At 69.6% G+C, this 25,778-nt stretch carries 24 protein-coding genes; 17 read left to right on the forward strand and 7 right to left on the reverse strand.

Translation table 11 applies throughout. The features are described from left to right. Positions 1-104: 104 nt before the first annotated feature. Complete coding sequence (locus NM1_RS15895) at positions 105-1,892, reverse strand: DUF4873 domain-containing protein (RefSeq protein ID WP_068020272.1); 1,788 nt, start codon at positions 1,890-1,892, stop codon at positions 105-107. Then, the gene (locus tag NM1_RS15900; protein ID WP_068020223.1) at positions 1,889-2,788 is read right to left on the reverse strand and encodes an AurF N-oxygenase family protein; all 900 of its coding nucleotides are present in this window, start codon (positions 2,786-2,788) and stop codon (positions 1,889-1,891) included. The genes NM1_RS15895 and NM1_RS15900 overlap by 4 nt, the downstream gene beginning before the upstream one ends. Positions 2,789-2,887: 99 nt before the next feature. On the opposite strand from NM1_RS15900, the gene NM1_RS15905 reads away from it, so the two are divergent. Further along, on the forward strand, positions 2,888-3,628 hold the full coding sequence (locus NM1_RS15905; protein WP_068020227.1) for a TetR/AcrR family transcriptional regulator: 741 nt from the start codon (positions 2,888-2,890) through the stop codon (positions 3,626-3,628). Between the two features lie 45 nt (positions 3,629-3,673). Then, entirely contained in the window at positions 3,674-4,405 is a 732-nt protein-coding gene (locus NM1_RS15910; protein ID WP_068020229.1) for a DUF6882 domain-containing protein, read from the forward strand. 173 nt (positions 4,406-4,578) lie between these two features. Here NM1_RS15910 and NM1_RS15915 read toward each other — a convergent pair whose 3' ends face one another. The 3 genes from NM1_RS15915 to NM1_RS15925 all read right to left on the reverse strand — a co-directional run bounded on the left by NM1_RS15915 (position 4,579) and on the right by NM1_RS15925 (position 7,600). Continuing rightward, positions 4,579-5,325, reverse strand: coding sequence for a TIGR03943 family putative permease subunit (locus NM1_RS15915; protein WP_068020231.1), 747 nt, complete (start codon positions 5,323-5,325; stop codon positions 4,579-4,581). Then, entirely contained in the window at positions 5,322-6,335 is a 1,014-nt protein-coding gene (locus tag NM1_RS15920; RefSeq protein ID WP_068020232.1) for a permease, read from the reverse strand. Before NM1_RS15920 ends, NM1_RS15915 begins: the two co-directional genes overlap by 4 nt. A gap of 68 nt (positions 6,336-6,403) precedes the next feature. After that, entirely contained in the window at positions 6,404-7,600 is a 1,197-nt protein-coding gene (locus NM1_RS15925) for a DUF418 domain-containing protein (protein ID WP_114699586.1), read from the reverse strand. Between the two features lie 209 nt (positions 7,601-7,809). On the opposite strand from NM1_RS15925, the gene dop reads away from it, so the two are divergent. From dop to NM1_RS41190, 12 genes are all read left to right on the forward strand, one after another. Beyond that, the gene (gene dop, locus NM1_RS15935) at positions 7,810-9,309 is read left to right on the forward strand and encodes a depupylase/deamidase Dop (protein WP_068020238.1); all 1,500 of its coding nucleotides are present in this window, start codon (positions 7,810-7,812) and stop codon (positions 9,307-9,309) included. Between the two features lie 135 nt (positions 9,310-9,444). After that, entirely contained in the window at positions 9,445-9,639 is a 195-nt protein-coding gene (locus NM1_RS15940) for a ubiquitin-like protein Pup (protein WP_068020240.1), read from the forward strand. Continuing rightward, positions 9,615-10,490: a proteasome subunit beta gene (gene prcB, locus NM1_RS15945; RefSeq protein ID WP_068020242.1), complete on the forward strand. Its 876-nt coding sequence runs from the start codon at positions 9,615-9,617 to the stop codon at positions 10,488-10,490. The genes NM1_RS15940 and prcB overlap by 25 nt, the downstream gene beginning before the upstream one ends. 73 nt (positions 10,491-10,563) lie before the next feature. Then, positions 10,564-11,364 (forward strand): proteasome subunit alpha, encoded by an 801-nt coding sequence (gene prcA, locus NM1_RS15950; RefSeq protein ID WP_068020244.1) that lies wholly within the window; start codon positions 10,564-10,566, stop codon positions 11,362-11,364. 355 nt (positions 11,365-11,719) lie between these two features. Further along, positions 11,720-13,078 carry a Pup--protein ligase gene (gene pafA, locus NM1_RS15955; protein ID WP_211339398.1) on the forward strand — a complete coding sequence of 453 codons (1,359 nt, stop codon included), beginning with the start codon at positions 11,720-11,722 and terminating at the stop codon, positions 13,076-13,078. 142 nt (positions 13,079-13,220) lie between these two features. Continuing rightward, the gene (locus NM1_RS15960; RefSeq protein ID WP_174556879.1) at positions 13,221-14,216 is read left to right on the forward strand and encodes a helix-turn-helix transcriptional regulator; all 996 of its coding nucleotides are present in this window, start codon (positions 13,221-13,223) and stop codon (positions 14,214-14,216) included. A 12-nt stretch (positions 14,217-14,228) separates the two neighbouring features. After that, entirely contained in the window at positions 14,229-15,242 is a 1,014-nt protein-coding gene (locus NM1_RS15965) for a helix-turn-helix transcriptional regulator (RefSeq protein WP_068020278.1), read from the forward strand. After that, entirely contained in the window at positions 15,239-16,285 is a 1,047-nt protein-coding gene (locus tag NM1_RS15970) for a 2-dehydropantoate 2-reductase (protein WP_068020248.1), read from the forward strand. The genes NM1_RS15965 and NM1_RS15970 overlap by 4 nt, the downstream gene beginning before the upstream one ends. A 65-nt stretch (positions 16,286-16,350) precedes the next feature. Beyond that, entirely contained in the window at positions 16,351-16,614 is a 264-nt protein-coding gene (gene tatA / locus NM1_RS15975) for a Sec-independent protein translocase subunit TatA (protein WP_068020250.1), read from the forward strand. 122 nt (positions 16,615-16,736) lie between these two features. Beyond that, positions 16,737-17,723: a twin-arginine translocase subunit TatC gene (gene tatC, locus NM1_RS15980; RefSeq protein WP_068020280.1), complete on the forward strand. Its 987-nt coding sequence runs from the start codon at positions 16,737-16,739 to the stop codon at positions 17,721-17,723. Between the two features lie 3 nt (positions 17,724-17,726). Continuing rightward, complete coding sequence (locus NM1_RS15985) at positions 17,727-20,423, forward strand: DEAD/DEAH box helicase (RefSeq protein WP_068020254.1); 2,697 nt, start codon at positions 17,727-17,729, stop codon at positions 20,421-20,423. Between the two features lie 124 nt (positions 20,424-20,547). After that, complete coding sequence (locus tag NM1_RS41190; RefSeq protein WP_084519682.1) at positions 20,548-21,288, forward strand: DUF4333 domain-containing protein; 741 nt, start codon at positions 20,548-20,550, stop codon at positions 21,286-21,288. A gap of 169 nt (positions 21,289-21,457) precedes the next feature. On the opposite strand, the gene NM1_RS15995 is transcribed toward NM1_RS41190, so the two are convergent. Then, a complete protein-coding gene (locus tag NM1_RS15995) occupies positions 21,458-22,435 on the reverse strand; it encodes a 5'-3' exonuclease (RefSeq protein ID WP_068020255.1) in 978 nt (325 codons plus the stop codon). 537 nt (positions 22,436-22,972) lie between these two features. On the opposite strand from NM1_RS15995, the gene NM1_RS16000 reads away from it, so the two are divergent. Next, complete coding sequence (locus tag NM1_RS16000) at positions 22,973-24,100, forward strand: M24 family metallopeptidase (RefSeq protein ID WP_068020284.1); 1,128 nt, start codon at positions 22,973-22,975, stop codon at positions 24,098-24,100. 119 nt (positions 24,101-24,219) lie between these two features. Here NM1_RS16000 and NM1_RS16005 read toward each other — a convergent pair whose 3' ends face one another. Then, positions 24,220-24,642, reverse strand: coding sequence for a PPOX class F420-dependent oxidoreductase (locus NM1_RS16005; protein WP_068020287.1), 423 nt, complete (start codon positions 24,640-24,642; stop codon positions 24,220-24,222). A gap of 70 nt (positions 24,643-24,712) precedes the next feature. On the opposite strand from NM1_RS16005, the gene dprE2 reads away from it, so the two are divergent. Both dprE2 and NM1_RS43555 read left to right on the forward strand, forming a co-directional pair. Continuing rightward, the gene (gene dprE2, locus NM1_RS16010) at positions 24,713-25,474 is read left to right on the forward strand and encodes a decaprenylphospho-beta-D-erythro-pentofuranosid-2-ulose 2-reductase (RefSeq protein WP_068020257.1); all 762 of its coding nucleotides are present in this window, start codon (positions 24,713-24,715) and stop codon (positions 25,472-25,474) included. An 89-nt stretch (positions 25,475-25,563) separates the two neighbouring features. Continuing rightward, positions 25,564-25,778, forward strand: a 215-nt coding sequence (locus NM1_RS43555; protein WP_218022168.1) for a hypothetical protein, incomplete at its 3' end; no start/stop codon positions are given.

Genomic DNA, 25,778 nt, shown 5'->3' on the forward strand with positions numbered 1-25,778 from the left:
TGGAATATCGGCGCGCACGGGGACCCCTCAGCGACTCCGGTCGTTCCCTGTTCGCGCCGAACTGGTCCCTCGCCGTTACCGACGCGGCGTGGTCCCCGGCCCGATCAGTGAATTGCGGCCGGTTCCAACGGAAATGGCGGCTCCCCGATCCCCACGATGCGCAGGTTGCCCCACGGGTCGCGTTCCTGCAGCTTCGCGGTGGCGGGTGCGCCTCCGGGCAGGGTGAGCGACACAGACCCGCGGCCCGGATCCGGAAGGTCGGATCCGTCGGCCGCGGAAACCCGGCCGTACCAGTGGTAGCGGCCGTCGATCGGATCCGGATGCCCGCTCAACGCGACCGTCACCGGCAGCTCCACGCCGGGCGCGTCGAGCAGCGCGGGGCCCGAATACTCGTGCGCCGGTTCACGTTCCGCGGGCACCGTCAGATCGAAGTGACCCGGGTCCGGGCGACGCATGGTCCGCCAGTACGACACGCTCGACCCCGGCCAGGCGGCGCGGTTGAGCCCGTGCTCGTCCAGGTACCAGCTGTGGCAGCCGCCCGAATTCCACACGGTCCCGGCAAGTTTCGCCTGGAGGCGCCGGTTGAACTCGTGCTGCGTCGCGGCCCGGACCTCGATCCGGGTGCCGGAGGTGCGCCGCATCCGCTCCACACACTGCCGGATATAGCGCGCCTGCGCCTCGATCATGAACACGATGGACTGATGTCCGCCACCGGAATTCGGGCCCACGATCAAGAACAGATTCGGGAAGCCGTGCACGGCGACGCCGAGGAACGCCTCCATCCCGCCGCGCCAGGCCTCCTGGATCGTGCGTCCGTTCGCGCCGACGATGTGCTGTCCGGTGAAGCGGTCGGAGATCTTGAATCCGGTGCCGTAGACGATGGCATCGAACTCCCGCTCGCGGCCGTCCGAGGTCGCGATGCCGGATTCGGTGATGCGATCGACGGAATCGGTGACCAGCTCGACGTTCTCCCGCTGCAGTGCCGGATAGTAGTTGTTGGACACCAGGATTCGCTTGCAGCCGAGCCGATAGTCCGGAGTCAGCCGGCGCCGCAGCTCCGGATCGCGAACCTGCCGGCGCAGCTGCCCGCGGGCGACCGACTCGACCCGCCGCATCAGCGCCGGATTCATGAATGCCGGGATCATCGACTCGTAGCCCCAGTAGACCGCCCACCGGTACAGCCGCTGCGCACCCGGTACGAACCGGAACGCCGCATGCTCCGTCCCGGACAGTCGCCGGTCGGGTTTCGGCACCACCCAGTGCGGGGTGCGCTGGAAAACCGTCACCTGTGCGGCCTGTTTCGCGATCTGCGGCACGAACTGCACCGCGCTGGCGCCGGTTCCGATCACCGCGATCCGCTTACCCGTGACGTCGAAGTCGTGATCCCATTGCGCGGAGTGGAAGCTGGTGCCGCGGAACGAATCCCGTCCGGGAAAGTCCGGAATCGACGGCTCGTGCAGCGGGCCGGGCGCCATCACCACCACCCGAGGGCGCACCTGCCGCCCGTCGGCGAGGGACACGGTCCAGCGGTCGGCCGCGTCGTCGAAGTCGAGCGCCACCACCTCCGACCGCAACCGGATGTGCCGCCGCAGATCGTGACGATCGACGGTGCGGCGCAGGTAGTCCAGGATCTCGGGCTGTCGGGCGAACATTCGCGTCCAGCGCCGATTCGGCTCGAACGAGAATGAGTACATCAGCGACATGAAATCGCAGCCACATCCCGGATAGGTGTTCTCCCGCCAGGTTCCGCCGATCTCGTCCGCCTTCTCCAGGACGACGAAATCCTCGATCCCCGCCCGGCGCAGTTCGATCGCCGTCCCGATGCCCCCGAAACCGGCGCCGACGATCACGATCTCCGGGTCGGCGGACTCGTCCCTCCGCCGCTCGCTCATGCCCACAGTCCCCGGCGCTGCCAGATCCACTTGCCGACCGGCCCGATCATGCCCTGCTTATCGAGGAACGCACCGAGATTCGCGGCGCCGGTGCCCAGCGCCCGCTTGGCATCCGGGTTGCCGCGCGCGATCCGCGCCGCCGCGCGGCCGTCCAGCCCGGCCCGCTCGTACATGTGCCGGTTGGTCATCAGATAGACGAACAGCGGCGCCGCCACCGCGACACACAGTCGTGTATAGGCGAATTCGGCCCGCGACATGGTCGGCGCCCGGCGCGCGAGGGCATCGCGGGCGAACCCGATGTGTCTCGCCTCCTCGGTGACGTGAATCCGCATCGCCCGCGAGACCAGCGGCTGCAGCTGCGGATCGTCGAGGGTGCGGCGCTGCAGCGCGTCGAAGATCTCCTCGCCGACCAGCGCGCCCACCCACGTCATCGACCCGCGCAGGAACAGCTGCAGCGACGAGATGACCAGGCGCGCATACGGCTTCGGCCAATAGGGCCGGGCCTCGATGCGGTCGATGAGCTTGCCGAACATCATCATGTGCCGGCATTCGTCGCCCATCTCGGTGAGCGTGTAGTGCGAGTGGCGGGTGGTGGGATCGCCGTTCATCAGCTCCCGCAACAGCAGCCGGTTCAGCAGGTTCTCGAACCAGATGCCGACCGACAGCACGTTCGCCAGCTCCTGGCGGGACAGCTCGCGGCGCTGCTGCGGGGTCATCGACTCCCACAGGTCGGTGCCGTAGAGCGAGATCACCTCCGGCGGCAGGAACAGTTTCTCCGGGTCCAGCGGCGCATCCCAATCCAGGTCGACCACCGGGTCGTAGGACTTCCGCACCGACCCGGTCAGCAGGCGCTGCGCGAAGGACTCCTGGGGGAGCAGTGTGGCCTCGTTGCCCATGACAGCTCTCCAATGTGCTCGATTACCGATACAAGCTGTAACAGTCAGATTAGTGAGACAGGGTGTATCGGTCAAGGGTGCGGCGGGTATCGTTGCGGTGTGACCGGAACCAGCGGAAAGTCCGTATCGCCGCAGGCGGCGACGGCGTCCGTCGACGGCCGCAGCACCCGCTGGAACGGCCACAAGCGCCAGCGCCGCGCGGAGGTGCTCGACGCCGCCGTCGCGGTGATCGAGGAGAACGGCGTCGATGTCTCGGTGCAGCAGATCGCCGACCGGCTGCGGCTGCCGCGCCCCGTGGTGTACCGGCACTTCGACGGGCGCGCAGACCTGGACGAGCAGATCCGCCGCCGGATCCTGGAGTCACTGCTGGCGGAGCTGATGCCGACGCTGCGCGGCGACGGGACGCTCAAGGACGCGGTGCGCGGCGCGGTCGGCACGTACGTGGGCTGGGTGGAGCGGCATCCGCACCTGCACCGGTTCCTGGCCGGCGGTGCGCCGCAGGGCGATACGTCGCAGGCCCTGGCCGGTGCGCGCGACCGGATCGGCGGGCAGTTGGCCGAGCTGTTCGCCACCACGCTGTCGCGCTTCGGAATCGATCCGAACCGCGCGCGTCCGATGGCCTTCGGCATCATCGGCTTCGTCGACGGCGTGGTGAACAGCTGGCGCGCCGATTCGGCCACCGGACTGACATCGGAGCAGGTCGAGGGCATGGCCTCGGCATCGGTGCTGGCGATCTTCGAGGGTAACGCGCGCAGCCTGGGGGTGCCTCTGGAGCGCGACACCCCGGTGGCCGACCTGCTGGCGCGGTCGGAAGAGCCACGGGTCCAACAGGTCTCGTGACCCGTCGGGCGGCGTGATCCGGCCGGTTTCGCTAATCTCACCCCGGTGTCCGGATTGCCCACCTTGATCGGTCTGCTCGATGATGCCGCGCTCCTCTCGCTGGAGCATCAGTTACACCTGACCGACCTGCTCGGCGAGCATTCGTGGCAGTGCGATCTCGCGGGCGGGCGGCTGGAATTCCTCGCCGCGGACCGGACGTTCGTATGCACGGACTTCCACCTGCTGGGAACCGCGGCGGAAGGGTCGTGGCTGTGGTCGTGGGCGAATCCACGCGGCTTCCCGGCGCCGGTGACCGCGGTGGCGGAGGCGGTGCGCTACTTCGGGGTCCAGCACGGCATCGACGAACTCGCCACGGCGGAGCTGCCTTTCACCACCCTGGCGATCGTGCCGCCGGAGCCGCCGCTCGTGGTGGGCGTGATGATGGAGGCCGCGAAGATCATCTCCGGGCACTGGTGCGGGTACAACGCGGTGCTCGGCGACAACGGTGGCCGCGCCGCGTTCCTGGTCGAACACCCCGATTTCGCCCTGCCGCAACCGGAACCGGCCCGCATCGAGGCGGTCCTGACCCGCGCCATGACCGGCCCGACGCTGTCGGACCACCGTCGCGCCGTCCGCAGCTATCTGCGCCGCCGCGGCCTCACCGCCGACTTCGACCCGGACCGGCGGCACCTGACCTTCTCCGGCCCGGAACTCGGGGGAACCGTCGACTTCGACGAGGACGGCCGGATGACCGCGGTGCACGCCGAGGAACCCGAAAGGGCCGCGCTGTCCGAATAACCGACCGCTCAGATCCGGACCGGCTCGGTGCGCGCGGTCGTACGGCGGCGGGTCGTCACCACCGTGACGCAGCATCCGAGCGCGGAATTGTTGGCTGCCACCGCGATTCCGCCCCGTGCCTGTCCTGTCCCGGCGACCTGATCGTGCCACGACAGCGACCGCGTGTGTATCCCTTACCCGTAGACGCGTGCGGGAGTCGGTATCGGGTGCAGTTCGGTGACCTGGAGTGTGGGGGTCATCTGGGTTTCGGTGCGGGCGCTGTTCGGCTCGACGCGGCCGCGGACCGAGACCCAGGTGTCGTCGGGCGGGGGATCGAAGGCGCCGGACAGGTGGACGCGCAGGAGCTGGGCGTCGGCGACGCAGCAGGTGATGACCAGGCGGGCCAGGTCGACGCCGGTGCGGGTGCCGTCGGTGCGGGGCGCGCCGTCGTTCTCGGTGCGCACGACGAAGCCGAGGACGGTGATGTCACGGCGGTCCAGTGCGCCGCTCGAGTCATAGGAGGCGCGATCGATGAGTTCGTACATGCGGATGGTCGGGGCGTCGCCGACCGGCAGCGGCGGGAACGCGAACTTGCCGTCGCCGGTCTCCGCGGGCGTGCCGACACTCGCCTGGACGGCGGTCCCGGACTGCACGGATCCGGCGCCCAGCGCGGGCGGCACCACGATCAGCAGGGCCGTGATCGGTGCCAGCAGCAGCCACTGCGCGCGATCCGGATGGTGGTCGGAATCGGCTGTGGCCCAGCCCCTTCGGATGTCGCGCCCGATCGTGAGCAGTGCCAGCAGGGTGAGCGCTACGCCGCTGACGATCAGATACGGCTGCAGGCCGGGCTTGACGTAGCGCAGATAGGTGCCGTCCAGCGTGATCTTCAGTACGGCGCCGCCGATCAGCAGCAGGACGAAGTTCTGGGCCACCCGGTTCATCGCGCCCCCACGAAGATCAGGCCCGCCAGCGTGCCGCACCCGACGGCCACCACGAAGGTCAAGGGGGCGAAGCGGATTGCGAACCGCCGACCGAAGGTGCCCGCCTGCATGGCGAACAGCTTGACGTCCACCGCGGGCCCGACGACCAGGAAGACCAGCCGCGGCAACAGCGGCAGGCTCGACATGCTCGCGGCCACGAACGCGTCCGCTTCCGAACACAACGCCAGCACCACGGCGAGAAGGGCCAGGACGAGTATCGCGACGACCATCTGCCCGGCCAGGCTCTGATACCACCCGGCGGGGACCAGCACGTGCAGCGCCGCCGCCGCGGCGGCGCCGACCACGAGAAAGGCCGCGGCCTGCAGGAAATCGTGCCGCGCGGCCTCGGTGAACACCTCCCAGCGGGACCGCCCCGGGGTCCAGTGCTCATGCCCGTGCGGCCGCGCGGTGAACCACTCCGGCCGTCCGAACCGTGCCCAGAGATACCCCATCACGAACGCGGTGGCCAGCGATCCGGCGAACCGCGCCGCCACCATCCCCGGCTCCCCGGGAAACGCCACCGCCGTCGCGATCAGCACCACGGGATTCACCGCGGGCGCCGACAGCAGGAACGCGAACGCCGCCGCGCTGGGCACGCCCTGATCCATGAGCCGCCGCGACACCGGCACCGCACCGCATTCGCACCCGGGCAGCGCGATCCCCGCCAGGCCCGCCACCCCGATCGCCGCGGATTCGTTGCGCGGCAGAATCTTCCGCAGCAGATCCGGCGAGGCGAGCGCGGCGATCGCACCGCTGATCACCACGCCGAGCACGAGGAACGGCACCGCCTGCACGAAGATCCCGGTGAACACCGTCGACGCGGTCTGCAGCTTCGCATTCGACCCGAACCACCGTGCGAGCGGTCCCGCGAACACCACGCCGAGCACCAGCAGTCCGGCGAGCGCATAGGTGGACGACGCGGGTGTCGTCCTCGAAGGCCGGTGCGCGCGAGGAGGATCGGCGATCTGCATGCCGGGTATTATCCGTGCCGCAGCGCTCGGACGGCCCTCTCGGTCGTATCGCGGAGTGTCGCCCCCGGTCAGCTGGATCGCGTCAATGCCCGATAGCTGTTGTGCCACAACCATTCCACCGGGCCGCGGTCGAATCGGCGCAGCCACAGATGCGCGAAGACGAGCATGATCGCGCAGACCGCGAGGTAGATCGCGACCGTGAACGGGACCCGGGCGGCGGGGGAGACGTGCGCGGCCAGTCCGAGACCCCAGCCGTAGCACAGCGACGACGCCACCAGATTCTGCAGGATGTAGCAGCTCAGCGCCATGCGCCCGACCTCGGAGAAGCGGCGGCCCGCGAATCCGGTGCGGTTCCGTCCGACATAGAACTCGGCGACCAGTGCGAGGATGCCCAGCGCCACCAGCGGCGCGAGACCGTACCGGGTGAACAGCACCAGATTCCCGTTCCACACCCCGAGCACCAGGTCGAGCGGCGCGGCGATCGCGAAGCCCAGCACCATGAGGCGGCGGCGCAGCGGCCGTCCTGCCGGTTCGAACAGTCCGTCGCGAAACAGCTTGGCGCCCAACAGGAACAACGCGATCGACATCGGGAAGACGAACAGCGGCTCCAGCCGGAACAACCCGGCGTTCTCGACCCGGAACACCACCAGATCCCAGAACGAGCCGTCCGCATACGGATTGGGGTCCAGCGGTTCGGGATCGCTGGAACCCGACGGCGACGCGAAGGCCATGGCGGCCGCGATCAGCGTCAGCATCGCGATATGGATTCCGGCGGCGATCAGCAGCCAGCGCCGCTGCGCCCGCTCACCGGTCGCCAGCACGTACGCCACCACCCCGCCGGTGACCGCGTACCCCATCAGCACGTCGAATTCGGCGATGAACAGGAAGTTCACCAGACCGTCGAGGAGCAGCAGCCCCGCGCGCACCGGGTAGCTCCCGGGCCATGCCCGCCCGCCGCGCACCGCCGAGCGCTGCTGAATGGCCAGCCCGATCCCGAACATGATGGTGAGCAGGCCGAGGAACTTCCCCTGCGCCAGTTGCTGCAGGACCTTCTCGATCCAATCCCAGGCGCCCGTCGAGTCACCCCGGCCCTGGATATAGCCGATCAAGCCCTCGGGATTCGTGATGATCCAGATATTGGTGCCGAGCGTGCCGAGAATGGCGATGCCGCGCAGCACGTCCAGCGCGGGCAGCCGGCCCGGGCGCGCGGGTGTCGCGGCGAGATCTGTGCCGGGCGTCGTGGGCCGGGCGAACGATTCGGGCATGCCGATCATTGTCATACGCTCGTATGAACGACGTCCATCCGCCGCAGGGCTGATTCGCGATGCGACCTTCGGCCGACACGGATCGCCGCCCCGCCGAGCCACGCGGCGGACCCGGGATCGCCCGACAGCGGGCCGGTCGCACCGGCGCCCGCCTCGTCCCCGCCGCCGCCCTCAACGGAGACGCTGCGCGTCGCAGATAGGATTCGCATATGCAGCGCATCATCGGAATCGAGGTCGAGTACGGCATATCCACGCCTACCGAGCCGTCGGCCAACCCGATTCTCACGTCCACCCAGGCGGTGCTGGCGTACGCGGCGGCGGAGGGCGTGCCGCGCGCCAAGCGCACGCGCTGGGACTATGAGGTGGAGTCGCCGCTGCGCGACGCCCGCGGTTTCGATCTGGGCAGGCTCAACGGGCCCGCGCCGGTGATCGATGCCGACGAGGTCGGCGCGGCCAACATGATCCTCACCAACGGGGCCCGCCTGTACGTCGACCATGCCCACCCGGAGTACTCCGCACCCGAGGTCACCGACCCGCTGGACGCGGTGATCTGGGACAAGGCGGGGGAGCGGGTGATGGAGGCCGCCGCCCGCTACGCCTCCAGCGTGCCCGGGGCCCCGCGCATGCAGTTGTACAAGAACAACGTCGACGGCAAGGGCGCCTCCTACGGCACCCACGAGAACTACCTGATGAGCCGGGATACGCCGTTCAACCAGATCATCGTCGGCCTCACCCCGTTCTTCGTCTCCCGCCAGGTGGTGTGCGGATCCGGCCGCGTCGGGCTCGGCCAGTCCGGGGACGGCGCCGGATTCCAGCTGTCGCAGCGATCGGATTACATCGAGGTCGAGGTCGGGCTGGAGACCACCCTCAAGCGCGGCATCATCAACACCCGCGACGAGCCGCACGCCGACGCCGACAAGTACCGCCGCCTGCACGTCATCATCGGCGACGCCAACCTGTCCGAATGGTCCACCTACCTGAAGGTCGGCACCACGGCGCTGGTGCTGGATCTGATCGAGGCGGGCGAGGACCTGTCGGATCTGCAGCTGGCCCGCCCGGTCACCGCCGTGCACTCGATCAGCCACGACCCGACACTGCGGGCCGTGGTGGCGCTGGCCGACGGTCGCGAGCTGACCGGCCTTGCGCTGCAACGGATCTACCTCGACCGGGTGGAGAAGTTCCACGGCCGCGAGGGCACCGACGACGCCCGCGTCACCGACATCCTGGAGAAGTGGGCGCACGTCCTGGACCTGCTCGAGCGCGATCCGATGGAATGCGCCGACCTGCTCGACTGGACGGCGAAACTGCGCCTGTTCGAGGGCATGCGCAGCCGAGAGGGGCTGGGCTGGGCGGCGCCGAAGCTGCACCTGATGGATCTGCAGTACTCCGACGTGCGGCTGGACAAGGGCCTGTACAACCGCCTGGTGGCGCGGGGCTCGATGCAGCGCCTGGTGTCCGAGCAGCAGGTGATGGACGCGATGACCAACCCGCCCACCGACACCCGCGCCTACTTCCGCGGCGAATGCCTGCGCCGGTTCGGGGCGGATATCGCCGCGGCCAGCTGGGATTCGGTGATCTTCGACCTGGGTGGCGACTCCCTGGTCCGCATCCCCACCCTCGAACCTCGCCGCGGCACCAAGTCGCATGTCGGCAAGCTGCTCGACGGTGTGGACACGGCGGCGGAGCTGGTCGAGCAGCTCACCACCTAGCCACCACGAGATCGCGACCGGGGCACGTTGCGGTTTAATCCGGCATGTTGTCCCCCGGGCTGGGTAGTGTTGACGTACGAGCATCGGATCTTCTCCGATGCTCGCCGATGATCATTCACGAGGAGGTCGGCTGCTATGGCACAAGAGCAGACCAAGCGCGCCGGTGGCGGCGACGAGGACGACGACGCGGTCGGCGCGGACGGCGCGGGCCAGGAGCGCCGCGAGAAGCTGGCGGAGGATACCGACGACCTGCTCGACGAGATCGACGACGTGCTCGAGGAGAACGCTGAAGACTTCGTGCGCGCATACGTTCAGAAAGGCGGCCAGTGACACCAGGTGACCCCTTGCGGCTCCACACGGGGTACGCCCTGTCATCCTTCTCCGAATATCTGCGTGAGCATGCACCGGAACTGTTGCCCGGCAAGGGTTTCGGCCGCATCGCCGACGCCGCCCCGGCCGGGGCGGCGTCGCAGGATATAGCCCCGCACGGCACCACCATCGTCGCGGTCAGCTACCGCGGCGGCGTGCTCATCGCCGGTGACCGGCGCGCCACCCAGGGCAACCTGCTGGCCAGCCGGGATATGGAGAAGGTCTATCTCACCGATTCGTTCTCCGCGGCCGGCATCGCCGGTACCGCGGGCGTGGCGGTGGAGATGATCAGGTTGTTCGCCGTGGAGCTCGAGTACTACGAGAAGATCGAGGGCGTGCCGCTGACGTTCGACGGCAAGGCCAACAAGCTGTCGAAGATGGTGCGCGACAATCTGCCCGCGGCCCTGCAGGGCCTGGCGGTGGTGCCGATCCTGGTCGGCTACGACCTGGAGGCGACCGATCCGGACCGGGCCGGTCGCATCGTGTCCTACGACGTGGTCGGCGGCCGCAGCGAGGAGCGCTTCGGCTACACCGCGGTCGGCTCGGGCTCGATGTTCGCCAAGTCGTCGCTGAAGAAGACCTACCACCGCGATATCGACGAGGACCGCGCGCTGCGCATCGCCGTCGAATCGCTGCTCGACGCCTCCGACGACGACACCGCGACCGGCGGGCCCGACCTGCTGCGCGGCATCTATCCGACGGCGATCGTCATCAATGCCGAAGGGTCCGAAGAGGTTTCGGACGAGCGCCTGGCCGAGGTGGCCCGGACGATCGTGGAGCGGTCGGCGGAAGAAGGGAGCGCGACCGCATGACCGGTCAGCGGCCGGAGGCGGTAGCGGAGCGTAACCACGCAGGCCGCCCGGGCATGCGGAAAGGAATTGCAGCATGACACTGCCGTACTACGCGTCGGCCGAACAGATCATGCGCGACAAGACCGAACTTGCGCGCAAGGGCATCGCACGGGGCCGCAGTGTCGTGGTGATGGTGTACGACAAGGGTGTGCTGTTCATCGCCGAGAACCCGTCGGCGACGCTGCACAAGGTGAGTGAGCTCTACGACCGGGTGGGGTTTGCCGCGGTCGGCAAGTACAACGAGTTCGAGAACCTGCGCCGCAACGGCATTCTGACCGCCGACCTGCGCGGGTACCAGTTCGATCGGCGCGATGTCACCGGTCGTTCGCTGGCCAACGGATACGCCCAGCTGCTGGGCACCATCTTCACCGATCAGCTCAAGCCGTACGAGGTGGAGATCTGCATCGGCGAGGTCGGGTATCCGGAGCAGGCCCGGAATTCGGTGCTGTACCGGATCAATTTCGACGGCTCGATAGTGGACGAGCGCGACTACGTGGTGATGGGCGGCAACACCGAGCCGATCGTCGCCGCGCTCAAGGACACCTATCAGCCGGGCCTGGAACTCGGCGCGGCGATCAAGCTGGCGCTGCAGGCGTTGCAGAAGGGCACGCCCGAGGGCGACAAGGACAAACGGGTCCTCGGCGTCGGAACGCTGGAGGTGGCAACCCTGGAGCAGGCCCGGCCGCGCCGAGCCTTCCGCCGCATCTCCGGTACCGCGCTGGAGGCCCTGCTGTCCGAGGACAAGGGCGGCAAGGCCAAGAAGGCCGCGGCGAAGAAGGACGAGGGCGAGTCGGAACCCGAAACTCCTTCCGCGGGAGACCCTTCCGGCCCGTAGCAGTCCGCCGTCGGTCACGTCGTCCCGGCCGTCGGTCACGTTATCCCGGTCGTCCATCACGTCATCCCGGCAGGCTCTGCGCCGGGATCCACGCCTGGACGATGTGATTCCGGCAGACAACGCGCCGGAACGACGAGATGCGGGTGACCGATCAGACAATTGCCCTGGCGCTCGCTGATCGGCCGGACACAATTGCCCCTTGCACTCGCCCCCGGGCGAGTGCAAGGGGCCTTGTCATTCCCCCCGTTCGGAGCGGGTAGGGGTTTGCCCGCACGGCTAAATCGTTGCGAACCCGTATGCATCGGCTTGCTCGCACAGCCCATTTCGGACAGGGCATGGCTGTAATGTCGATGGTGTGCAGCGACGAATCATGGGGATCGAGACCGAGTTCGGGGTGACGTGTACGTTCCACGGCCACCGTCGGTTGAGCCCTGACGAGGTGGCCCGGTATCTGTTTCGCCGGGTGGTTTCCTGGGGCCGTAGCTCGAACGTATTTCTCCGCAACGGTGCCCGGCTCTACCTCGATGTCGGCTCCCATCCGGAGTACGCCACGGCCGAATGCGACAGCCTGGTACAGCTGGTCACCCACGACCGCGCCGGCGAGCGCGTGCTGGAGGAGCTGCTGATCGACGCCGAGCAGCGCCTGGCGGAGGAGGGTATCGGCGGCGATATCTACCTGTTCAAGAACAACACCGATTCGGCGGGCAACTCCTACGGCTGCCACGAGAATTTCCTGGTCGTGCGTGCCGGTGAGTTCTCCCGGATCTCCGACGTCCTGCTGCCGTTCCTGGTCACCCGCCAGCTGATCTGCGGCGCGGGCAAGGTGCTGCAGACCCCTAAGGCGGCCACGTTCTGCCTGTCGCAGCGCGCCGAGCACATCTGGGAGGGCGTCTCCTCGGCGACCACCCGTTCGCGCCCGATCATCAACACCCGCGACGAGCCGCACGCCGACGCCGAGAAGTACCGGCGCCTGCACGTCATCGTCGGCGATTCGAACATGTCCGAGACCACCACCATGCTGAAGGTCGGCACGGCGGCGCTGGTGCTCGAGATGATCGAGGCCGGGGTCTCGTTCCGCGATTTCGCGCTCGACAACCCGATCCGCGCCATCCGCGAGGTGAGCCACGACCTGACCGGCCGCCGCCCGGTGCGGCTGGCGGGCGGGCGCCAGGCCAGCGCCCTCGACATCCAGCGCGAGTACTACGCCCGCGCGGTGGAGCACCTGCGCAACCGCGAGCGCGATCCGCAGGTGGACGCGGTGGTCGATCTCTGGGGCCGCACGCTGGACGCTGTGGAGGCGCAGGATTTCGCCAAGGTCGACACGGAGATCGACTGGGTGATCAAGCGCAAGCTGTTCCAGCGCTACCAGGACCGCTACGGCATGGACCTGTCCGACCCCAAGATCGCCCAGCTGGACCTGGCCTATCACGACATCAAGCGCGGCCGCGGCGTCTTCGACCTGCTGCAGCGCAAGGGCCTGGCCAAGCGCGTCACCGAGGACGAGGCGGTCGACGCCGCCGTCACCACCCCGCCGCAGACCACCCGCGCCAAACTCCGCGGCGATTTCATCACCGCCGCCCAGGAGGCGGGCCGCGACTTCACCGTCGACTGGGTCCACCTGAAGCTCAACGATCAGGCCCAGCGCACGGTGCTGTGCAAGGACCCGTTCCGTTCCGTCGACGAGCGAGTGGACCGCCTCATCGCTTCTATGTGAGCCACCAGTCACAACGCGCGCCGATCGCCCCGGTTCGAGCGACCAGGCTCAATGCACGCCGATCGCCTCGATATAACCGAATCGATGGCGTAATCGTGCGCCGACGCGCATAGGTTTGCGCGGGCCGATTACTCTGTGTCGCGTGGCGATATCCAAGGTCGAACGGCTGATGAATCTGGTCATCGCGCTGTTGTCGACCAGGCAGTTCCTCACCGCGGAGCGGATTCGCGAGAGCGTGGCCGGGTACGAGGACTCCGCCAGCGACGAGGCGTTCAGCCGGATGTTCGAGCGGGACAAGAACGAACTGCGCGATCTGGGCATTCCGCTGGAGGTCGGCGCGGTCAACCGGTACTCCGGCCAGGAGGGCTACCGCATCAACCGGGACGCCTACGAACTCCCGGACATCGATCTGACCAGCGAGGAGGCCGCCGCGGTCGCGGTCTCCGTGCAGCTGTGGGAGTCCCCGGAACTGGCGACGGCGGCGGAGGGCGCGCTGCTGAAGCTGCGGGCGGCGGGCATCCATGTCGAGTCCGATGCCGCGCTGGCGTCGGTACCGGCGGTGCCCGCCCGCACCCGCGGGTCGGAGGCGGCGCTGGGCAAACTGCTGAGCGCGATCGACGCCGGACGCGCGGTGCGGTTCGAACACCGCATGTCGCACAACGCCCCGTATCTGATGCGCGATGTGGAGCCGTGGGGCGTCGTGACGCACCACGGACGGTGGTATCTGGTCGGGCACGATCGCGACCGGGACGCGACCCGCACCTTCCGGCTCTCCCGCATCGGCGATGACGTCACCGCCTACGGCCCCGAGAATGTCGTGCACAAGCCCGAGGGCCTGGATCTGCGGAAGATCGTCACGCAGGTGACCGGCGCCGCGCAGGTGACGGGCACCGCGACGGTGTGGGTGGCCGAGGGCCGCGGCCAGGACGTCCGGCGGCTCGGCGCGGCCGTGGAGGAACGGGAGATCGGCGGCCGCCCGGGCACGATCGTGGAGGTCCCGGTGCGCTCGCGCGACTGGCTGGCCCGCCTGATCACCGGCCTCGGCCCGGATGCGCTGGTCCTCGCGCCCGCTGATCTCCGGGCGGACGTGATCGAGCGGCTGCGGTCGGTGCTCGAGCGCACGGAGGTGTCGGCGTGATCGGGGGTGTTCGTGAGTAGTCGGCTGTCGACGCGGTTGTCGCGATTGCTGAATATGGTCCCGTACTTCCTCGCCAATCCCGGGATCAGCGCCGCCGAGGCCGCCTCGGAGCTCGGTGTGACCACCAAACAGCTGATGAACGACCTGAATCAGCTGTGGATGTGCGGCCTGCCCGGTTACGGCCCGGGCGACCTGATCGACCTGTCGTTCTCCGAGGAGAGCATCGAGGTCACCTTCTCCGCCGGGATCGACCGGCCGCTGCGGCTGACCTCCACGGAGGCGACCGCGGTCCTGGTGGCGCTGCGATCGATCGCGGACCTGCCGGGCATGGTCGACCCCACCGCCGCGCGCTCGGCGATGGCGAAGATCGAGTCGGCGATCGCGGGCGATCCGGACCGGTGGGCCGGTCCCGAACCGGCGCTGCCGGTGGAGGCCCCGGCGGTCACGACCGTGCGCTCGGCCCTGGCCCGCGGCCGGGCACTGCGCCTGGTGTACTATTCGGCCAGCCGCGACCTCGTCTCCGAGCGGGTGGTCGATCCGATCCGAATCGTGCTGGTGGACAACAACTCCTATCTGCAGGCCTGGTGCCGCCAGGCCGAGGGCGTGCGGCTGTTCCGGTTCGACCGCATCGAGGAGGCCACCGAACTCGACGAGCCCGCGCGCCCGCCCAGCCACGCCACCGACGAGTCCGCGGCCCTGGACCTGTTCTCCGACGATCCCTCGATCCCGTTGGCGCGCTTACGGGTTCACGCCGACTACGGCTGGGTGCTGGACCAGTACCCGATGCACCGGGTGGCGGTGCATCCCGACGGCAGCGTCGAGGCGACGATGCGATTCGCGACGCTGGACTGGATGGCGCGGCTGCTGCTCGGATTCGGCTCGGGGGTGACGGTGCTGGGCCCGGCGGAGTTGGTGACCGCGGTGCGGGAGCGCTCCAGCGCCGCGCTGTCGGCCTACGAGACGCTGGAGAGCATCGGCGGTGCCGGATACGACCGGACCGCGATCGAGGAGGTCGGTCCCGCTTGACGTTTCGCGTGACGGTGCTCGGCGCCGGCAGCATCGGCATCTTCGTGGGCGGGAAACTGGCGGCCGCGGGCGCGGACGTCACCTTCGTCGGCCGCCCGCGGCTGCTCGACGAGATCTCCGCATCGGGGTTGCGGCTGACCGATCTCGACGGCGGCGACGACCGGGTCGCCCCGACGGCGTTCCATGTCGCCACGGAGCCCGACGATGTCGGCTCCGCCGATCTGGTGCTGATCACGGTGAAATCCGCGCAGACCGCCGAGGCCGCACAGCAGCTGGCCGAGCCGATCCGGCCCGGCACGGTGGTGGTGAGCCTGCAGAACGGGATCGGCAACGACACCGCGATCCGGGAGATTCTGCCGTCGTGCGTGGTGCTGGCCGGGATGGTGATGTGCAATGTCGTCCACCACGACGGCGGCCGGTTCCACCGCGGTACCGAGGGCGGGCTGGCCGTCGCGGACGATCCGGCGCTGGAGCGGTTCGCGCCCCTGTTCCGGCGGGCCGGGCTGGAGCTGGGCCGCTATCCGGATCTGCGGCCGGTCCAGTGGGCCAAGCTGCTGCTGAACCTGAACAACCCCATCAACGCGCTGTCCGGGCGGCCGCTGCGCGAGCAGCTCGGCACGCGCGACTACCGGCGCTGCCTGGCGCTGGCGCAGACCGAGGCGCTGGCGGTGATGCGCCGCGCGCGCATTCGCCCGGCCCGGCTGACCCCGCTGCCGCCGGGGATGATGGCGCGGCTGCTCACCGTGCCCGACGCCGTCTTCACGCGGGTTGCCGCACGGGTGCTGGCGGTCGACCCGATGGCCCGCTCATCGATGGCCGACGACCTGGCCCTGGGCCGCCGCACCGAGATCGGGTGGCTGTCCGGTGAGATCGTGACCCTGGGGGAGATGGTCGCGACGCCGACTCCCGTGAACGCGCGATTGGTGGAGCTCGTCGAGGCCGCCGAGCGCGGCGACCCCCGCAGCTGGTCGGGTCCGGAGTTGCTGGCAGAGTTGCAGGCGGCGAAGGACCGCCCCGCCGAACACCCGGCGAACGAGAGCTGACGAGCGCGTTCGCCCCGTACCAGGTCCGGTAGCATCGGACATACCACAGTCTTTGGAGGTAATCGATGGGTTCACTCAGCCCGACGCATTGGATCATCATCGCGGTGCTGGTGCTGGTGCTCTTCGGCGCCAAGCGGCTGCCGGATGCGGCCCGCGGCCTCGGTCGTTCGCTGCGCATCTTCAAGAGCGAGATGAGCGAGATGCAGTCGGACGGCGACAAGAAGTCCGAACAGTCGGCGCAGCCCGCCAAGCCCGCGACCCAGGAACTGCCCCCGGCCCAGCCGACGAATTCGGTGCCGCAGGCGAATCCGGAAACGCATAAGGCGTAGCAGAGGTGTCGATCCCGGGATGAGACGATCATCCCGGGATAAGTGCTGTCGTGCGCCGGGCGGTGGCGGGCGACGCGCGTGTCCAGGTAACGGGCCAGGCGACCAGCGAGGCAGTCACATCCATGCGCATTCCGTTCGACCCCCGGCGCAGCCGGCGCAGGGTCAATCCCGACGGCACCATGTCGTTGGTCGAGCACCTGCACGAGCTGCGGTCACGGATCCTGAAGTCGCTGTTCGCCGTCACGCTCACCACCGTGCTGGGGTTCCTCTGGTACCAGCACGGCTTCCTCGGAGTCGAGAGCCTCGGCGACATCCTGCGCGGGCCCTACTGTGAGCTGCCCGCCTGGCAGCGCGCGGCGCTGAGCCCCGACGGTGCCTGCCGCCTGCTGGCGACGGCGCCGTTCGAGCAGTTCATGCTCCGGTTCAAGGTGGGCCTGACCGCCGGCGTGGTGATGGCCTGCCCGGTGTGGCTGTACCAGCTGTGGGCGTTCATCACGCCGGGGCTGTACGCCAAGGAGCGCAAGTACGCGATCGGCTTCGTCGGCGCGGGCGCGGTGCTGTTCGTGGCGGGCGCGGTGCTGGCGTACTGGGTCGTCGCGCACGCGTTGAGCTTCCTGATGGGCATCGGCAGCAATGTGCAGATCACGGCGTTGAGCGGTACGCAGTACTTCGGTTTCATCATTCAGCTGCTGATCATCTTCGGCGTCAGCTTCGAGACGCCGCTGCTGGTCGTGGGGCTGAACATGATCGGCGTGCTGAGCTACGAGAAGCTCAAGAAGTGGCGGCGCGGGCTGATCTTCGGGCTGTTCGTCTTCGCGGCGATCGTCACCCCGCAGGACCCGTTCTCGATGCTGGCACTGGCGTGCGCGCTGACGCTGCTGTTCGAGGTCGCGGTGCAGATCGCGCGCCTGAACGACAAGCGGCGCGCCCGCCGCAACGACTGGAGCAAACTGTCCGACGACGAGGCCTCGCCGCTGGACGAGCGGCCGGAGGGCGTCGGGGGCGCGGCGCCGGTCGGCGCGCCCGAGCCCGTGGGCGCGGCCGAGCCGGTCGCGCCGCAGGCGGAGAAATCACAGCGACCCGTGTCGGACTACTCCGATACCCTCTGACAAGTGACACTTCGGTCGCTGACTGGCGAACTCGCGGCATTCGCCGCGGAGCTCAAATTCACCCTCGACCCGTTCCAGCAGCAGGCGTGTACCGCCCTGCAGGGCGGGCACAGCGTGCTGGTGTGCGCGCCGACCGGTGCGGGTAAGACCGTGGTCGGCGAGTTCGCGGTGCACCTGGCGCTGGCCGCGGGCGGCAAATGCTTCTACACCACGCCGATCAAGGCGCTGTCGAATCAGAAGTACGCCGACCTGGTCGAGCGCTACGGGCGCGGCGCGGTGGGATTGCTGACCGGCGACCAGTCGCTGAATGCGACGGCGCCGATCGTGGTGATGACCACCGAGGTGCTGCGCAATATGCTCTACGCGAGTTCGGATGCGCTGCAGGGGCTTTCGTACGTCGTCATGGACGAGGTGCACTACCTGGCCGATCGGTTCCGCGGCGCGGTGTGGGAGGAGGTCATCCTGCACCTGCCGCCCGATGTGCGGCTGGTCAGCCTGTCGGCGACGGTGAGCAACGCCGAGGAGTTCGGCGCCTGGATGGAGACCGTGCGCGGGGACACCGCGGTGATCGTCGACGAGACCAGGCCGGTGCCGCTGTGGCAGCACGTGCTGGTGGGTCGGCGGATGTTCGACCTGTTCGATCAGAAATCCGGCGACCAGAAGGTGATCGTCGACGAAGACCTGGTGCGCTACATCAAGCATCGCGAACAGCAGGACCGGATGGACGGCTGGGGCGGCGGCCCTCGCGGGCGGGGTGGCCCGCGCCGTTTCTACCGGCCGCTGCCGCGACCGGAGATGCTGGCCGTGCTCGATCAGGAGGGCCTGCTCCCGGCGATCACGTTCATCTTCAGCCGCGCGGGGTGCGACGGCGCGCTGAATCAGTGCCTGCGATCGCGGCTGGATCTGAGCCGCGAGGGCGACTACGAGATCGTCGACGAGATCATCGAGAAGCACACCGGGGATCTGCCCCGCACCGACCTGGAGGTGCTCGGCTACTGGGAGTGGCGGGAGGCGCTGCACCGCGGACTGGCCGCGCACCACGCCGGGATGCTCCCGGCCTTCCGGCACACCGTGGAGGAGCTGTTCGTGCGCGGCCTCGTGCGGGCCGTATTCGCCACGGAGACACTGGCTCTGGGCATCAACATGCCCGCGCGCACGGTGGTGCTGGAGCGCCTGGTGAAGTTCAACGGCGAAACGCACGCCGAGCTCACGCCGGGCGAGTACACGCAGCTGACCGGCCGGGCGGGGCGCCGCGGGATCGATATCGAGGGCCACGCCGTGGTCGTCTGGCATCCCGATGTCGACACCAGCGCGGTCGCGGGCCTGGCCTCCACCCGCACCTATCCGCTGCGCAGCTCGTTCCGGCCCGGCTACAACATGTCGATCAACCTGATCGACCGGATGGGTGCGGCGGAGTCGCGGGCGCTGCTGGAGCGGTCCTTCGCGCAGTTCCAGGCCGACCGGTCGGTGGTGGGCCTGGTGCGCGGGATCGAGCGCAACGAGGGGCAGTTGCGCAAGCTGAGCACGCAGATCGACGACGACGGCTTCCTCGAGTACCTGTCGCTGCGCGACCGGGTGAAGCAGCGCGAACGCGACCTGGAGAGGCAGGGCAGGGCCGACCGGCGGGGCGCGGCGGTCGCCTCGCTGACCTCGCTGCGCCGCGGTGACGTGGTGGCGATTCCCTCGGGCCGCCGCCAGGGCCTGGCGGTGATCCTGGAACCGGATGCGTCGCCGGGGGATCCGCGGCCGCTGGTGCTCACCGAGGACAAGTGGGCGGGCCGGATCTCGGCCGCCGATTTTCCGACACCCGCCCAGCCGCTGGGACGGATGCGACTGCCCCGCCACGTCGACCACCGCACGGCTCGCACGCGCCGCGACCTGGCGTCCGCGCTCCGCAGTACCGGCATTAGCGCGCCGGGCAGGCAGCGCCGGGGCACGCGCTCCAAGGGCGGTGACGACCGGGAGCTGCAGACCCTGCGGCGCGCGCTGCGTTCGCATCCGGCGCACACCCGGCCCGATCGCGAACAGCTGGCGCGCGTCGGCGAGCGCTACCACCGCCTGCAGCGCGAGACCGAGTCCATGCGACAGAAGGTGGCGGCCACGACGAACTCGCTGGCACGTACCTTCGACCGCATCGTCGGGCTGCTGGAGGAGCGCGGATATGTGGATGCGGGCGAGGTGACCGCCGACGGGCGGCGGCTGGCGCGCATCTACACCGAGGCGGATCTCGTTGTCGCCGAATGCCTTCGGCAGGGACTGTGGCGCGGGCTCGGGGCCGCCGAGCTGGCCGCGGTGGTGTCGATCCTGGTGTACGAGTCCCGGCAGGAAACCGGCGGCTACCTCGGCCCGGCCGGGCCGACCGCGCCGATCCGGCGGGCCGTCGGGGCGACGGTCGGGGTGTGGAGCCAGCTGCGCACCGACGAGGCCCGGCACAAGCTGATGCCCACCCGCGAACCCGATCTCGGCTTCGTGACCGGGGTCCACAAGTGGGCCCGCGGCGACGGCCTGGCCGACTCGCTGCTGGCCAGCGGGGATCAGGGAAATGCGTTGTCGGCGGGCGATTTCGTGCGATGGTGCCGGCAGGTGATCGACCTGCTCGACCAGATCCATCAGACCGCCGACGACACCGAGGTCGCGTCCACGGCGGCCAAGGCGGTGAAGGCCATCCGCCGCGGCGTGGTGGCGGTGGATGCTGCTTGAACGCCGCCAATCCGGACGCGGCGCAATCGACTGTGATTGGATGCTTGCGTGTACCGACCGTGATGAGGCTTTTCTCACGCGGGGGGCAAGCGTGTGTACGACGAGTGCGAGTGGAGGCAGGCAGATGAGCGGCCCGTACGGACCGAGCGAAACCCCTGGTCCAGGGGAGGGACGCCCGAACGATCCGACCCAGCAGTGGGGCGGGCAGCAGCCCCCCGGACAGGCCGGTCCCACGCAGCAGTGGGGTCAGCAGCCGGGCGGATCGCCGCAGCCGCAGCAACAGTGGGGTCAGCAGGGCGGTGCCCAGCAGTGGGGGCAGCCGCAGCAGGGCCAGCCGCAACCCGGTCAGCAGCAGTGGGGTCAGCCTCCTCAGCAACCGCAGTGGGGTCAGCAGAGTCAGCCGTCGTGGCCGCAGCAGCAACCGGGGCAGCAGCCGTGGGAGCCCACCCAGCAGCAGTGGAACCAGCCGCAGCCCGGTCAGCAGCAGTGGGGCCAGCCGCAGCAGCCCGGCCAGCAGCAATGGGGTCAGCAGCCGCTGCAGTTGAGCAGTCCGAAGAAGTCGAAGAAGGGCCTGATCATCGGCGGCGCGGTCGCCGCGGTCGTGGTCGTGGTGGCGGTCGTGCTGGGTTTCGTGTTCTTCTCCAGTGACAAGCTCGACAACGCGGCCGTGCAGGACGGCGTGCAGAAGGTGCTCAAGGACTCCTACGGCATCGACGACGTCCAGGACGTCAGCTGCCCCTCCGGCCAGAAGGTCGAGGTCGGCAAGACCTTCGACTGCACCCTGAAGGTGGGCGGCGAGCAGAAGAAGGTCGCCGTCAAGGTCACCAAGGACGACGGCACCTACGAGGTCGGCCGCCCGAGCTGAGGTTCCGCCCCGCCCCTTTCGTGAAGGCGGGGATCAGTATGGCCGCCGCCCTTTCGGCGGCATGACCGCGGGGATGTTCGGCGGCGCGACCGCCGGGGAACTGTTCGCGGCATGACCCCCGGCAGTGGTGGGCGGCGGCGAATGCGGTCGTCGCCCGGCCGGACGGCAGTCAGGACGCGCGGGATCCCAGGGCGGTGACGAGACGCTTGATTGGGCTCTCGGCGTTGTAGGCGGCGGCGAGGGCCTGGAGGCCGTCGGGATCGGCCGGGGTGGTGGGCAATACGTCCGGGCCGGAGAGTTCGACGTCGGCGTCGCGGACCACCTGGACGACGGGCGCCGCGGCCTTCAGATAGCCCTCGGCGGCCCGGAGTTTGGCCCGAACGCCCTGGGCGAGATCGGAATTCGGATCCTCGACGGCCGCGACCAGCGCGTCCAGGCTGCCGAAGCGGGAGATCAGGGTGGCGGCGGACTTGTCGCCGATGCCCGCGACCCCGGGCAGGCCGTCGGAGGCGTCACCGCGCAGGGTGGCCATATCGGCGTACGCCGGACCGGCATTGCGTTCCGGCACACCGTATTTCGCCGAAACGTCGGCGGGGCCCCACAGTTCGGCCTTGGCCAGGCCGCGGCCGACGTAGAACACCCGCACCGGCGGCGTCGGATCGTCGCGGACCAGCTGCAGCAGGTCGCGGTCGCCGCTGACGACGATGGTCTCGTCGGTGCGCTCGCGGGTGGCGAGGGTGCCGATGACATCGTCGGCCTCCAGGCCCTCGGCGCCCGCGGTCGCGATGCCCGCCGCGGCCAGCACCGCGAGGATCATGTCGACCTGCGGGGTCAGCGTGTCGGGGACCTCCTCGACATCCGGCCCGGCGCCCGCGCTGTGACCGCCCGAGTCGGCCAGCCGGTGCGCCTTGTACGACGGCAGCAGCTCCACCCGGAACTTCGGCCGCCAATCCAGATCCAGGCACACCACCAGCCGCGCCGGGGCGTGCCGGGTGATCAGCGCCGCCACCATGTCGGTGAACCCGCGCACCGCGTTCACCGGCCGCCCGTCGGGCGCGGTGATCTTCTCCGGAATAGCATGGAAGGCACGGAACCACAGGCTGGCCCCGTCGAGCAGCAGCAGCGGCCCGGTGGCAGGTGAGCTCATGCCCCAGACGCTAGCCGATCCACCCGACAATCCGGCGGCATCTCGCCCGCGGGGAGGCTTACGAGGCGGACTGCCGGAACTCACACCCAGGACAGCCCGACGGCCAGAGGTGTTCACCCGCGCACTCCCCGCACATGCTCGCACCCCCTGCAGCGCGTGCGGGGTGTGCGTGGGCGTGCGGGGTGTGCGTGGGCGTGCGGGGTGTGCGTGGGCGTGCGGGGTGTGCGTGGGCGTGCGGGGTGTGCGTGGGCGTGCGGGGTGTGTGTGGGCGTGCGGGGTGTGCGTGGGCGTGCGGGGTGTGTGTGGGCGTGCGGGGTGTGTGTGAGCGTGCGGGGTGTGTGTGAGCGTGCGGGGTGTGTGTGAGCGTGCGGGGTGTGCGTGAGCGTGCGGGGTGTGCGTGAGCGTGCGGGGTGTGCGAGAGCAAGCGGGGTGTGCGTGAGCGTGCGGGGTGTGCGTGAGCGAGCAGGGGGTGCGCGAAACCAGTGGGGTGGACGGATCCGGGGAATGGGGCGTGGGGTCGGCGTAATGTCGATCTACATGAGCGCGGATACGGAGGCACGGTTCGGGGCAGAGGTCTACGGGAAGCGATTGGAGCGGGCGGCGGAGCTGACGCGGGCGGCGAAGCTGGATGCGCTGCTGATCACTCCGGGGCCGGATCTGCGGTATCTGATCGGGTCGCGGGCACAGTCTTTCGAGCGGTTGACGTGCCTGGTGGTCCCGGCCAGCGGCGAGACGCCGTCGGTGGTGATTCCGAAGCTGGAGCTGGCGGGGCTGGCCGGGTCGGCGGCGGGGGAGCTGGGGCTGCAGGTGCTCGACTGGACCGACGGCGTCGATCCGTACCGGGTGGTGAAGTCCGCGCTGAACGCCGGGGCGCGGGTGGCGGTGGACGACGCCATGCCCGCACTGCACCTGCTGCCGATCGCCGACACGCTCACCGCGCTGCCGGTCTCGGCCACCCCGGTGCTGCGGCGGCTGCGAATGCTCAAGGACGCCAGCGAGATCGAGGCCCTGCGCCGCGCGGGCGCTGCCATCGACCGCGTGCACGCGCGGGTGGGCGAGTGGCTGCGCGCGGGCCGCACCGAGGCGGAGGTGGCCGCCGACGTCACCGCGGCGATCGTCGAGGAGGGGCACACCGAGGCGGCCTTCGTGATCGTGGGCAGCGGGCCGAACGGGGCGAATCCGCATCACGCGGTGTCGGATCGGCGCCTGGGCGCCGGCGATGTGGTGGTCGTCGACATCGGCGGCCCGGTCGAGCCGGGCTACTACTCCGATTCCACCCGCACCTATGTGCTCGGCGAGCCGGATCCCGAGATCGCCGCGCGCTACGGCGAACTGGAGCGGGCACAGGCCGCGGCCGTCGCCGCCGTGCGCCCGGGTGTAACCGCCGCATCCGTCGACGCCGCCGCGCGAGATCCGTTGACCGAGGCCGGTTTCGGGGGCAACTTCATCCACCGCACGGGCCACGGCATCGGCCTGTCGGTGCACGAGGAGCCCTACATCATGGTCGGCAACGATATCCTGCTGGAGCCGGGTATGGCCTTCAGCATCGAGCCCGGTATCTACTTCGGCGGCGAGTGGGGTGCCCGCATCGAGGACATCGTGGTGGTCACCGAGGACGGTTGCGAACCGATGAACCGCCGACCGCACGGACTGACCGTGGTCTGAGCGTCGGCCGGAACCTCTCGAGCGCTCGGCTGGTGACGGCCGAGCGGCTGTGGCGGCCGAGCGACGTACTCCTGCCGCAGCGGGATGCCACCGAGTCGGCCGTCCGGCCTCCCGTCGCGCTAGGACTCGGTGCGGTCACCACGCAGGGTGTTGCTGGACAGCACCCGGTCGGCGCGGATGGCGATGACGACGCGACGCGGATTCTCGCGCGGGGTGCGGTAGCGCTGCGAGTAGAGGTGTTCGGCCTCGGCGACGTCGGCGGGCTCGGCGAGCACCTCTGCCGGGCCCTCCAGAGTGAGCCATCGCCTGCCCTCGACCTGGCATACGACGGCGTGTCCCGACCGGCGCGCATTGCGGGCCTTCACCGAATCACCCGAGGTGATGATCCGCGCGATCCCGGCCTCGGCGTCCCAGGTGAATCCGACCGCGACCACGTGCGGGCTGCCGTCGGCGCGCAGCGTGGTGAGCGTCGCGAGATGCCGCTCGGTCACGAACTCGAGTGCGGCGGGGGACAGTTCGATCCGAGTGTCGGCGCTGGTCATGACCGTGACGGTAGCAAGGCGGGTCGCGGTGGCGGCGGCCGCACCCGGTCGGTTTGGCAGACTGTGGCCCATGGGTGTGCGAGGACACGACGTCGACGAGGGTGCGATCCTGCTGCTGGGCGGGCGCAGCGAGATGGGGCTCGAGATCGTGGAGCGACTGGCGGCGGGGCGCGTGGTGATCCTGGCCGCGCGCCGCAGCGGCGATCTGGACGCCCAGCAGTCCCGCCTGGAACAAGCGGGCGCGACCGCGGTGCACCGCGTGGAATTCGATGCCGACGACGTCGCGAGCCACCAGCCGCTACTGGAGAAGATCGCCGCCGACCACGGCCGCTTCGGGGTGGCGATCCCGGCGTTCGGTGTGCTCGGCGACCAGGCCCGGGCCGAACGCGACCCGGCCGCCGCCGTCGCCGTCGTGCAGACCGATTACGTCGCCCAGGTCAGCGTCCTCACGACGCTCGCGAATCTGCTTCGCGCACAAGGCAGCGGGCAACTCGTGGTGTTCAGTTCCGTGGCCGGATTCCGCGTGCGCCGCGCCAACTATGTGTACGGGTCGACCAAGGCCGGTCTCGACGGGTTCGCGAGCGGGCTCGCGGACGCGCTGCACGGCAGCGGTGTTCGTCTGCTGCTGATCCGCTGTGGTTTCGTCATCGGCGCCATGACCGAGGGCATGGACCCGGCCCCGTTCTCGAGCACGCCCGATCAGGTCGCGCAGGCGGTCGTCACCGGCCTGCGGCGGCGCACGGCCTGCGTCTGGGTGCCCGGCCTGCTACGCGGGGTGTATCTGGTGGCACGCTTTGTGCCGCGGGCGATCTGGCGGCGGCTCCCGCGATGAGCGCCGCATCGGGTTCACCGGCCCGGACCGCTCGCCGAATCGTTCCCGGGTCGGTGCCGAGTCGTGTTGTCCCGGCGGCGGATTCGAGGATGCGCACGCTCCACGGCGTCCGGGCCGTCCCGTCGTTCGTCGGCCGCCCGCCGTCGGCCGCCCTCGAATGCGTACCGGTGGCGGGCCTATCGATCAAGGACAAGGGACAACCCGCGATATATGGACAACCCGCGACGTGTGATGGCACCGCGAAGGAGCGTGGTGGACTCCGCGGCAACGATCATGCGGCCGATCGAGTCCCCCGACCGCGGCG

This window comes from Nocardia mexicana NBRC 108244, assembly GCF_001613165.1.
Classification (GTDB): Bacteria; Actinomycetota; Actinomycetes; order Mycobacteriales; family Mycobacteriaceae; genus Nocardia; species Nocardia mexicana.

Bases quoted from the DNA above. Each gene is read 5' to 3' on its own strand.
- NM1_RS15895 (WP_068020272.1), bottom strand. From the start codon at position 1,892: ATGAGCGAGCGGCGGAGGGACGAGTCCGCCGACCCGGAGATCGTGATC.
- NM1_RS15900 (WP_068020223.1), bottom strand. From the start codon at position 2,788: ATGGGCAACGAGGCCACACTGCTCCCCCAGGAGTCCTTCGCGCAGCGC.
- NM1_RS15915 (WP_068020231.1), bottom strand. From the start codon at position 5,325: ATGAACCGGGTGGCCCAGAACTTCGTCCTGCTGCTGATCGGCGGCGCC.
- NM1_RS15920 (WP_068020232.1), bottom strand. From the start codon at position 6,335: ATGCAGATCGCCGATCCTCCTCGCGCGCACCGGCCTTCGAGGACGACA.
- NM1_RS15925 (WP_114699586.1), bottom strand. From the start codon at position 7,600: ATGCCCGAATCGTTCGCCCGGCCCACGACGCCCGGCACAGATCTCGCC.
- dop (WP_068020238.1), top strand. From the start codon at position 7,810: ATGCAGCGCATCATCGGAATCGAGGTCGAGTACGGCATATCCACGCCT.
- NM1_RS15940 (WP_068020240.1), top strand. From the start codon at position 9,445: ATGGCACAAGAGCAGACCAAGCGCGCCGGTGGCGGCGACGAGGACGAC.
- prcA (WP_068020244.1), top strand. From the start codon at position 10,564: ATGACACTGCCGTACTACGCGTCGGCCGAACAGATCATGCGCGACAAG.
- tatA (WP_068020250.1), top strand. From the start codon at position 16,351: ATGGGTTCACTCAGCCCGACGCATTGGATCATCATCGCGGTGCTGGTG.
- tatC (WP_068020280.1), top strand. From the start codon at position 16,737: ATGCGCATTCCGTTCGACCCCCGGCGCAGCCGGCGCAGGGTCAATCCC.
- NM1_RS41190 (WP_084519682.1), top strand. From the start codon at position 20,548: ATGAGCGGCCCGTACGGACCGAGCGAAACCCCTGGTCCAGGGGAGGGA.
- NM1_RS15995 (WP_068020255.1), bottom strand. From the start codon at position 22,435: ATGAGCTCACCTGCCACCGGGCCGCTGCTGCTGCTCGACGGGGCCAGC.
- NM1_RS16000 (WP_068020284.1), top strand. From the start codon at position 22,973: ATGAGCGCGGATACGGAGGCACGGTTCGGGGCAGAGGTCTACGGGAAG.
- NM1_RS16005 (WP_068020287.1), bottom strand. From the start codon at position 24,642: ATGACCAGCGCCGACACTCGGATCGAACTGTCCCCCGCCGCACTCGAG.
- dprE2 (WP_068020257.1), top strand. From the start codon at position 24,713: ATGGGTGTGCGAGGACACGACGTCGACGAGGGTGCGATCCTGCTGCTG.